This is a genomic window from Mesorhizobium sp. WSM3873 (genome assembly GCF_001672445.1).
Classification (GTDB): Bacteria; Pseudomonadota; Alphaproteobacteria; order Rhizobiales; family Rhizobiaceae; genus Mesorhizobium.
The window spans coordinates 340,019-349,558 of the sequence record NZ_LYTM01000001.1; the positions used below are offsets into that span (position 1 = coordinate 340,019).

Below are 9,540 nucleotides of genomic sequence, written 5' to 3' on the forward strand. Positions count from 1 at the left end.
TGAATTCGACGGGGGATGCTTGGGTATGGGGTTCATCCTTAGGCTCGTCTCGTCGGGTTCAAACCTCCAAAGGGAGAAATTGGCATGAAGAAGCTCATGACGATGGCCCGGCAGTTCCGCGACGACGAAAACGGCGCTGCCATGGTCGAATATTCTATCCTGGTCGGCATCATCGCCGGCGCGGCGATCCTGGCGATCGTCGCCATCGGCCTCTGGGTCAGCGGACGCTTCGGTGGCCTCTGCGACATTCTGAACGGCAAGGGCTCCACTGGCACCGCTGGTACTTTCGGCACCTGCGTCAAGGGCACTGGCGTCGGCACCTGATGGTCAATTCGGGCCCGGGCCCTCAGGTCCGGGCCTGACTGACCAAGGAGAATTCAATGGAAAAGCTTATCAGTATAGCCAAGCGGTTCCGCGATGACCAAAACGGCGCTGCTATGGTCGAATATTCGATCCTGGTCGGCATCATCGCCGGCGCGGCGATCCTGGCGATCGTCGCCATCGGTCTCTGGGTCAGCGGGCGCTTTGGTGGCTTGTGCGACATTCTCGACGGCAAGGGCTCAACTGGCACCGCCGGTACTTTCGGTACCTGCGTCAAGGGTACTGGCGTCGGCACCTGACGTTATTCCCCAGGCCCGGGTCCTCAGGCCCGGGCCTGGTACGGAGCCGCGATGGGCTAACGCGGCCGATTGCAACAGGCCTTCTTTGGGGTTGGGCTCATGCGCGCTAATACTGTCATTATGATCGTCCTCGCCTGTGTATTTGGCGTCCTCGCGGTTGTGCTCGCCAACATCTGGCTCGCCAACCAACGAAACGCGATGGCCCAGACCGACAATGTCAAACGCGATACGGTGGTGGTGGCAGCGGTGGCGCTGAAGTTCGGTGACACGCTGACTGCCGACAAGCTTCAGGAAATTGCCTGGCCCGCAGGTGCTGTTCCCGCCGGCGCTTTCAAGACGACCAAGGATCTGCTGGCCGGCCAAGGCAGCAAGCAAGCCCTGCAAACGATTGGTGTCAATGAGCCTGTTCTCGCCGGCAAGATCACCGGCCCGGGCCAACGCGCAACACTTTCGGCGGTGCTCGGCGAAGGCATGAAGGCCGTTTCCATCAGAGTCAATGACGTGCTGGGCGTTGCCGGCTTTGTCTTTCCCGGCGACCGGGTCGACATCCTGCTGACCCGCACGACACAGGACGCTGGCGCGCAGAAGAGTTTTGTCGATGTATTGCTGCAAAGCGTCAAGGTTCTCGCCGTCGACCAAGTAGCGGACGAGAGCAAAGACAGCCCGACAGTCGTCAAGGCGGTCACGGTCGAGGTCAACACCAAGGATGCTCAGAAGCTGACGCTTGCCGCCGGCGCGGGGCAACTGTCGCTGGCGCTTCGCCAGGCTGCGGCCAACAGCGGCGAGACGACCGAACGGGTTACGCTTTCAGATCTCACGGGCGACACACCGGAAGATGTCGCCAAACGGCAAGCGGAACTCGACAGACAGAAGGCTGCCGAGGCTGCGGCCGCCGAAGAGCGCAAGCGGGCAGACGCTAAGATCGATGGGCTCGCTCAAGCTGTGGAACGAGTAGGAAGCCAAATCGATGAGCTCAGCAAGGTGAAGCCGGAGCCGGCTGTTGCTCCCGGACCACAAGCGCAGGAAGTTGTAAAGGAAGTCGTTAAATTTGTGCAGCCGGAACCGCCGGCGCGTGCAACAATCGGCGTGTTCCGTGGCGTGAAGCTTGAGACCTACGACGTGCCGCGGCAGAAGTAGAGAGGAAGACTGCAGTCGCAGCAATCGGGGAGACGGGGATGCAGGTGTTGTGCACGAGGGTAGCGGCGGCCGCGCTATTCCTCCTGGCGTTGTCAGTGTTTTCTGACAGTCCGGCCCATGCAGCTGACCGTTTTATCGACGTCTCGAACCCGTCCATTCACCGTGTGTTCGTACCCGTCTCGCAGTCCGTCACGATCCAGGTGAATTCGACGCTGGGCGACATTGTCGTCGGCGACGAGAAGATCGCCGACGCCCAGCCTATGACCGACAAGACGCTTTATGTCATCGGTAAGGGCATCGGCACGACAACCGTCAATCTTTTCTCCGAGGACAAGCGCTCGCTGGGCGCCATTCAGATCGAAGTTGGTCAGGATGTCAGCGACATGGCGGCCGCGATCCGCCAGGTGGCGCCGAAAGCCCGCATCGAGATCGGTTCGATCAACGGCAAGATCAGGCTTTCCGGCCACGTCAAGGACGCCGCGACGCTGGCATCCATCGTGGAAGTCGTTCAGCAATATGGTCCTGACGCCGTTATCAATTCCGTGACTGTCGATGATAGCCAACAGGTCAATCTCGAGGTGCGCATCCTGGAGGCCAAGCGCAACGCCGGACGTGATCTCGGTGTATCTTTCAGGAGCACGAACGGGAGCGGCACGACGCGAACCGGCACCGGCATCGCAGCGGTCGACAAAGACGACGTGGTGGCTGGGACCGGGGATATCTTGACCGGGCTTCTGTCCAATACCAATCCGTTCGCTGCATTGATTACCCGTATCATCGACAACAACATCAAGGTCGACTTGATCATTGAGGCGCTCGAGGCCAAGGGCGTGGTGCGTACGCTGGCGGAGCCCAACCTGACCACGCTTTCCGGCGAGACCGCCAGCTTCAATGCCGGTGGCGAGGTGCCGATCCGCAGCGTCCTCAATGATGCGGTTAGAATCGAATTCAAGCAATTCGGCGTCAATCTCCTGTTCACGCCGGTCGTGCTCGACGACGGCAAGATCCATATCAAGCTGGCGCCGGAAGTCAGCGACCTGACCGGCTTCACCGCAGCCGGCGACCCGATCTTTACCAACCGCAAGCTGGAGACGGTTGTCGAGCTGCGCGACGGCCAGAGTTTCGCGGTGGGCGGCTTGTTGTCCAGCAAGAACACCAGGTTGCAGAACCAGGTGCCGTGGCTCGGGCAAGTGCCGATTGTTGGGGCGCTGTTCAAGAATTCGAGCACGCAGAAGGAAGAGACCGAGCTGGTCGTCATCGTCACGCCGCATCTCGTGCGGCCGGTGAAGCCCGGCGAGCAGCTGACAACGCCATTCGACAAGACGAAGCCCTCCAACGATCCGGAACTTTTCCTGCTTGGCCAGCTCGAAGTCAGCAAGGATATGATCCGCAAATATGAGCATGGCGACGGCGTCACCGGGCCCTACGGCCACATGCTGGATGTCAAATCGAAGGACAAGCTGGTCTATGTCAAGAAATAAGCTCCTGCTCGTTCTTCTCAGCTCCAGCCTGCTTGTGGGCTGCGCCGCCGACTATCTGAACAACTACGATACGATGACATTGGCATCTGGCGACTCGCAGAAGGCCAACCAGTTGCTGCAGACGGTCGATCCGTACAACCCGGCTTCGAACAACACGAAGATCGAAGGCGACGGTGCGCGATCCGTGGCGGCGGTGCAGAAGTACAAGCTCCCGCCAATATCTACGGCTACGACCATGACGACCAATGGCTCAAGCGGGAGCGGTGCAACGAACTGATCGGAAGATGCGGTGCGGCCGGTGTTCGAGGAGCCTGGCACAAGGGGGTAGAGAGTAGGGGCCATGCTGCGGACCATTCGTGCGTTCTGGCACGATCAACGGGGAATAGCGTTGATCCTTGTCAGCATCATGTTGCCGGCTATCATCGGCCTGTCGGTCCTCGCGATCGACATGAGCCGGATGAACAACCTGCACAATGATCTGCAGAAGGGCGCAGATGCGATGGCGCTGGCCGCTGCCGCTGAGCTCGACGGCAGAGCCGACTCAATCACCAGGGCGGACCGCGCATTGGCCAACCTGGTCGCGAACAATTATTTCTTCGCCGGCATGAACGGCGCCCAGCAGACGCTGCAGGCCGCCGGCGTGACGAGGCGCTACCTGCGGTCGATCCCGGCATCCGATAACATGCCAATCACAGCGGCAAACGTCATCACCGATGAGCTGACAGGCGCTCTTGAGGCGCGATTTGTCGAGGTCACCGTCAAGCCGGTCGGCTTCTTCACGATGTTTCCGGTGTCGTACAACACCGGGAACACCACGAACGATTCCATGAGCATAAGCGCCATCTCGGTTGCCGGCTTCACACGCGGCGTTTGCGACTTCACCCCGGTCTATATCTGCAATCCCTATGAGGGAACTGCCGACACCATCTATTCGGTCGCGGCCAATCCGGTGAAGCGCCGCCGCCTGATCGAGCTGCGCCAGCAGGGCGGCAACACCGCGCAGAACTCGCCGGGGAACTACGGGTTCCTGCAGCCGCCCGACGGCTCCTCCGGCGCGAACGTGATCAGGGACATGATCGCCAAGACCAAATCCGCAGCCTGCTACAATTCGCGCGGGGTATCGCTAAGGCCAGGCTTCCTCGCGACGGTGCGGGATGCGCTGAACGTCCGGTTCGACGTCTACAATGGAGCGATGAACGGCAACAAGAACGACCCCGACTATGCGCCCGGTGTCAACGTCCGGAAGGGTTATCAGACATCAGGCAAAGGCGGCGGCAGCGCATGCAACGCCGATCTCGCCAGCCCGCCCGACCCGAGCCAATTCGAGGCCTTCCCCAATGATGATTGCTCCCTCGGCGGCTGCACCGACGACAATCGCATCGGTAACGGCTGGTGGGACTTCAACACATACTGGAACACCAACTTCGCCACCACGGCAAACCCGGTAACGGTGCCGAAACCTCTCGGGGCGGACGGCGCGACACCGGCCAGCAACTCGAACCAGCCGACGCGATACAGCGTCTATCGCTATGAGATCGCGCAGGGCATCGTCGGCCATCCCTCGAACGGCGGCGAGGTGGGCACGCCGGCCTGCTCGTCGAACAGCGTTTCCAATCCCGATCGACGGATCATCTATGGTGCCATCCTGAATTGCCAGGCGCTGGCAGCGGCAGGTTTGATGGGCGGCGGCAGTTCCTCGCCGCCTTTACCGGTGGAGGCTTTCGGCAGTTTCTTCATTACTCAGACCGTCGAAAGCGGTCCGGACCAGACGATTCGGGTCGAGTTGGTCGACGTCACGGGTCGCGAGGGCCAAGGCACGCTTGACAAGTTCCTGCGCGATGAAGCGCAGCTCTATCGGTGACAGCCATGGCAAAGCTGCTGTCCCGCACCCTTGGACGTTTCCGTTCAGACCAGCGCGGCACTGCACTGGTCGAAATGGCGCTTGTCGTGCCCCTGACATTGTTTCTATCGGCGGGCGTTTTCGAATTCGGCAATCTCATCCATGACAAGCTACTGATGGAGGCCGGCCTGTCGGACGGAGCGAGGTTTGCCGCGCGCTGCAACAGCCAGCTCTACACCGATGCCGGGCTTGCCGCGATCGACTGCGCCGATCTGGCCAAGAACATTGCCGTGTTCGGTAATGTAGCGGGAACAGGGGCTGCGCGTATCGTCGGCTGGACGAAGTCCAATGTGACGATCAACATTGCAGATTCCGCCACGTGCAAAGACGCGATCGATCCCAGCACCGGCACTGTGCTCTACCTCTCGACGACGTCCAAAGTCTGTATCGTCACGGCGACCGGCACCTATGCCTACAGCAGCCTCGACAGCGTCGGACTGCTGTCGCTGTTCAACATGACGACGGTAACGCTTGGGGCGAGCCATCAGGAGCGGTTGATCCGGTTCTGATGATGATTCAGCGCTTCATACGATCGGAGGACGGGGCAACGATGGTCGAGATGGCCATCGCCATGGCGCTGCTTTTGACGTTGACGCTCGGCTTCGTCGATTTCGGTTTTGCATTCTATCAGTGGAATGCAGCGACCAAGGCAGTGCAGTTTGGCGCCAGGCTTGCATCCGTCTCCGACCCGGTTGCCGGCGCTCTGACAAACGCCGCGCCGATCTCGAATCCAGGCGCGCCAGTGGTCGCCGGCGCCTACGGGCCGTTCGTGTGCACCTATGACAATGCCGGCAACGGGTCCTGTAGCAACAGCGGCGCTTTCAGTGCCCCTGCTTTCAGCCGCATCTTCCGCGGCGACACCGCAAATACCAATGACGATGCCTGTCCTAACCCGGCGAACGGGCAGCGGCCCGGCATGTGCCATTTCTTCCCGGGCTTGCTGCGCAAGAACGTCGTCGTCACTTACATGGCTACCGGCCTTGGCTACCAGACACGGCTGGGTGGCCCAGTGCCGACGATCACCGTCAGCCTGCAGAACATCAATTTCCAGTTCTTCTTCCTGGGCGGGCTGCTCGGGTTCTCAAACATCAATGTGCCTTCCATGCTCAGTACAGTAACGGGTGAAGATTTAAAGAGTACATCGCCATGAACGCCATCGACACCAGAGTGCTGCCGACGAAACGCAAGCAGGTCGCGCTGTTTTCGTCGGATGCGAATTTCAGGCACGACGTGACCACGCGGCTCGACGCGCTGGCGATCTATGACGTCAGAGTTTCCGAGGCGGTCGAGTTCCTGAAAGGGCCGCCGGTCGATGCGCGGCCGGGCATCATCATCCTCGATCTCGGCGATGGCGAGCTGCTCGGCAACATTGCGCTTGTCGAGGCGCGTTCGGCATGGGCTTCGGTGCCGCTGATCGCGGTCTCGGGCGAGCTGACGTCCGAGCAGACGCGGGTGCTGGTGCGCATGAATGCGTCGGACTGGCTGCACAAGCCGCTCGACCCCAAGGAACTGCTCAACGCCGTCACCTTCCACGACACCGGCAACCAGGGCACGAAGAGCCGGATCGTCACCTTCATCGCCGCCAGCGGCGGCGCCGGCGCGACCACGCTGGCGATTTCGGCGGCCGAGCATCTCGCCTCGAAATCGGCCGAGCGGGCGGCCTCGACCTGCCTTGTCGACCTCGACTTCCAGAGCGCCAATTGCGGCGCCTATCTCAACCAGTTCAACCAGTTCGACCTTGCCGGCATCATCGGCCAGCCGGAGCGGCTCGATGTCGAGCTGATGGACGTCATCAAGCTGTCGCGGCCGTCCGGCCTCACGCTCTATTCCTTCGAGCGGCCGCAACTGCCGTTCGAGCCGCGCGGCGCGGATTTCGTCTTCCGGCTGCTCGACCTCGTCGCATATCGCTTCGACGACATCGTCATCGACTTGCCCAACATCGAGACGCCGTGGCACGAGTCGGTGCTGCGCACCAGCGACGAGATCTTCATCGTCTTCGAGCTCAACGTCGCCTCGCTCAGGCAGGGCAAGCGGCTCTACAAGAAGATCCGCGAATTGCGCGGCAACGGCGTCTCGATCACGCTCGTCGCCAACAAGCACAAGCGCAAATGGTTCGGCAACCACTTCTCGCGCAGCGAGCTGGAGAAGATCTTCAAGGCGCCGCACATCAAGTCGCTGGTGCTCGACAACGCGTTGCTGGCCGATGCGCTGAACCGCGCCATCCTACCCTCCGAGGTGGACGGGCGGGCCCGCTTCAACAAGGACCTGAAGCGCATGTTCAAGGAGCGGCTGGACAATGCCCAGCGCTAGAGCGACTCCAGGAGATCCGCGCAGCGGTTTTCCATCAGGATTTGCGACAAAGCGAATGCGGCGGATAGCGACACACCTTGCCGGCGCCTGCCTGATCGGCATCGCGCTGGCGGTGCCTTGCGATCTCGCGGAAGCCGGATCGGGGCTGCCCCCGCTTCCCGCCATGGGCCCAAGCCTTCGCAAGACGGTCGCCTTCCAGACCGGCGAGCAGCCGGGAACGATCATCATCCGCAAAAACGAGAAGGCGCTCTATCTGGTGACGAACAAGCGCCAGGCGCTGCGCTACCAGATCAGCGTCGGCCGCGACGGCTTCGGCTGGACCGGGACCGTCAAGGTCGCCGCCAAGACCGAATGGCCGGAATGGCGCCCGCCCAAAGAAATGCGCGTCCGCCAGCCGGATCTGCCGGCGATGGTGCCCGCCGGTCCCTACAATCCGCTTGGCGCCAGGGCGCTCTATCTGTCGCGCGACGGGCGCGACACGCTCTATCGCATCCATGGCACCAACGATCCCAAGGGTGTCGGCTTCGACGGCACGTCCGGATGTTTTCGGCTGACGAACACGGATGTGATAGATCTCTTCAAGCGCGTCGCGGTGGGCGCAAAGGTGATGGTTGAATGACGATGATCAGCGAGCCGGATATTCCGGCAATCGAACTCAGCGAACAAGAAAAGGCGCCGGGCAGGCCGAGCCGGGCGAGAACCATCGGCGTGGTCGCGGCCGGCGCGGTCCTCGTCACCGCCATCAACGTCACCGCCGCCTTCTATCTCTATCGCGGCGTCAACGACCTTCGGGCATTGGAGGCGCGGCTGGACCAGCTCGGCCAGTTCGAGCAGCGGATCGGCGCCCGCATCGATACCGTCAACAACGGCTTCCAGAGCCGGTTCGAGACGCTGGACCGGCAGCTGCAGGCGAGCTTCGGCCAGATCAACGGCAATATTGCCCGGCTGGAGCAGGGCCAGCCCGTCGCCGCCGATGCCGAAACGCCGCGGGCGCCAGAGCCCAGTTTCGCCAACACAACCGTGGCCGAGACCTCGGCAGGTGAAAACCCCTCCGTCGGCGCGCCGGCATTCAAGGGCAAGGCCGCGCCGCCCGGACCCAATCCGTCCTATCAGCGCATCCAGCAGGCCGACGGTAAGGTCTACTACAAGAAGATCAACTGACCCGGCATCGGGCGATAGCGGAAGAGATTCCGATCAGCACGGTCTACAGATCACGCTGCAGCGCCAGGATGCGGACGGCGCGGGCTTCGGCGCGCAGCCTCGCCTCGCGCAGGAAGGCGACGTGGCAATAGGCGCAGGCCGCAAGGCCAAGGCACAGCACCATGCAGTTTTTCAAGCTGAAGTCGATCGCCAGCGAGAATTGAAAGCCGCGCGGCGCCGTGAAGTTGGCGATCGTGCTCGCCGTTTCCGAACGGCTGCCGGCCGCTATCATCAGACCGGCGAACATCAGCGCGGCATGGTTGGCGAGGAAAAAGCCGGCGGATCTCTTGGCATGGCAAGCCATCCAGCAGACGCCTGACGCAACGACGATGATGGCGGCATCGATGGCCATCGAGCCGCCGAGATAGAAGTCCACCTGCTGCCAGAACATCGTCGAGAAGGGGCGCAGCTCGAGCCAGATGCGCCACATGGTCGGGCTGGCCGAATAGCTTCCGAGCAGAAACGTCGCCGTCCGTTCCGCCGCCAGCAGGAACAGCATGAGAGCCGGGAAGGCAAAGAGCAGTGTCGGCTTGCGCGTCATGTCATCCCCCTCGACATCCGATGCTCGATTGTAGGCCGCATTGGTTGCGCGAGACTTAACGCAAAGCCTTGCTTTTCAAGCGATGTCACCGGCGCCTAGAGCGGGCTGAAATTGTTGGGAGTCGTTGAGGATTCCCAAATCAGCGGGTTTATGATTCACCATTCATGCTGGGAAGGAGGCCAGCATGGATGGCACTATCATGGATCTGCGAGAGCGCGTCGTGGCGGCGGTGAAGACAGAGGGAATGTCGCGGCGCGCAGCTGCGAAGCGTTTCGGGGTCAGCTACAGCGCTGCGATCGAGTGGGTGAAGCTCGATGAGGAAACCGGCAGCGTAGCACCGCGCAAAGTCGG

Annotated in this window: 13 protein-coding genes; 12 read left to right on the plus strand and 1 reads right to left on the minus strand. The window is 61.8% G+C overall.

Annotated elements, in window-relative coordinates; genetic code table 11:
• Positions 1–84: 84 nt before the first annotated feature.
• The 11 genes from A9K71_RS01400 (at position 85) to A9K71_RS01450 (ending at position 8,609) form a co-directional block, all read left to right on the plus strand.
• The gene (locus A9K71_RS01400; RefSeq protein ID WP_066989351.1) at positions 85–324 is read left to right on the plus strand and encodes a Flp family type IVb pilin; all 240 of its coding nucleotides are present in this window, start codon (positions 85–87) and stop codon (positions 322–324) included.
• 56 nt (positions 325–380) lie between these two features.
• Entirely contained in the window at positions 381–620 is a 240-nt protein-coding gene (locus A9K71_RS01405) for a Flp family type IVb pilin (protein WP_066989353.1), read from the plus strand.
• A 99-nt stretch (positions 621–719) separates the two neighbouring features.
• Entirely contained in the window at positions 720–1,757 is a 1,038-nt protein-coding gene (gene cpaB / locus A9K71_RS01410; RefSeq protein WP_066989355.1) for a Flp pilus assembly protein CpaB, read from the plus strand.
• A gap of 38 nt (positions 1,758–1,795) precedes the next feature.
• Positions 1,796–3,238 carry a type II and III secretion system protein family protein gene (locus A9K71_RS01415; RefSeq protein ID WP_066989357.1) on the plus strand — a complete coding sequence of 481 codons (1,443 nt, stop codon included), beginning with the start codon at positions 1,796–1,798 and terminating at the stop codon, positions 3,236–3,238.
• Positions 3,225–3,515 carry a hypothetical protein gene (locus tag A9K71_RS01420; RefSeq protein WP_066989358.1) on the plus strand — a complete coding sequence of 97 codons (291 nt, stop codon included), beginning with the start codon at positions 3,225–3,227 and terminating at the stop codon, positions 3,513–3,515. The genes A9K71_RS01415 and A9K71_RS01420 overlap by 14 nt, the downstream gene beginning before the upstream one ends.
• Before the next feature lie 111 nt (positions 3,516–3,626).
• Positions 3,627–5,099 carry a pilus assembly protein TadG-related protein gene (locus tag A9K71_RS01425; protein WP_245299499.1) on the plus strand — a complete coding sequence of 491 codons (1,473 nt, stop codon included), beginning with the start codon at positions 3,627–3,629 and terminating at the stop codon, positions 5,097–5,099.
• 5 nt (positions 5,100–5,104) lie between these two features.
• The gene (locus A9K71_RS01430; protein ID WP_156752562.1) at positions 5,105–5,647 is read left to right on the plus strand and encodes a TadE/TadG family type IV pilus assembly protein; all 543 of its coding nucleotides are present in this window, start codon (positions 5,105–5,107) and stop codon (positions 5,645–5,647) included.
• Between the two features lie 41 nt (positions 5,648–5,688).
• Complete coding sequence (locus A9K71_RS01435) at positions 5,689–6,288, plus strand: TadE/TadG family type IV pilus assembly protein (RefSeq protein WP_245299500.1); 600 nt, start codon at positions 5,689–5,691, stop codon at positions 6,286–6,288.
• A complete protein-coding gene (locus A9K71_RS01440; protein WP_066989365.1) occupies positions 6,285–7,448 on the plus strand; it encodes an AAA family ATPase in 1,164 nt (387 codons plus the stop codon). The genes A9K71_RS01435 and A9K71_RS01440 overlap by 4 nt, the downstream gene beginning before the upstream one ends.
• 55 nt (positions 7,449–7,503) lie before the next feature.
• On the plus strand, positions 7,504–8,067 hold the full coding sequence (locus tag A9K71_RS01445) for a L,D-transpeptidase (protein ID WP_066989367.1): 564 nt from the start codon (positions 7,504–7,506) through the stop codon (positions 8,065–8,067).
• Complete coding sequence (locus A9K71_RS01450; RefSeq protein ID WP_066989369.1) at positions 8,064–8,609, plus strand: hypothetical protein; 546 nt, start codon at positions 8,064–8,066, stop codon at positions 8,607–8,609. The genes A9K71_RS01445 and A9K71_RS01450 overlap by 4 nt, the downstream gene beginning before the upstream one ends.
• A 43-nt stretch (positions 8,610–8,652) precedes the next feature.
• Here A9K71_RS01450 and A9K71_RS01455 read toward each other — a convergent pair whose 3' ends face one another.
• The gene (locus A9K71_RS01455) at positions 8,653–9,189 is read right to left on the minus strand and encodes a hypothetical protein (RefSeq protein WP_066989371.1); all 537 of its coding nucleotides are present in this window, start codon (positions 9,187–9,189) and stop codon (positions 8,653–8,655) included.
• A gap of 184 nt (positions 9,190–9,373) precedes the next feature.
• Here A9K71_RS01455 and A9K71_RS32300 point away from each other — a divergent pair.
• Positions 9,374–9,540, plus strand: a 167-nt coding sequence (locus A9K71_RS32300; protein ID WP_348626970.1) for a helix-turn-helix domain-containing protein, incomplete at its 3' end; no start/stop codon positions are given.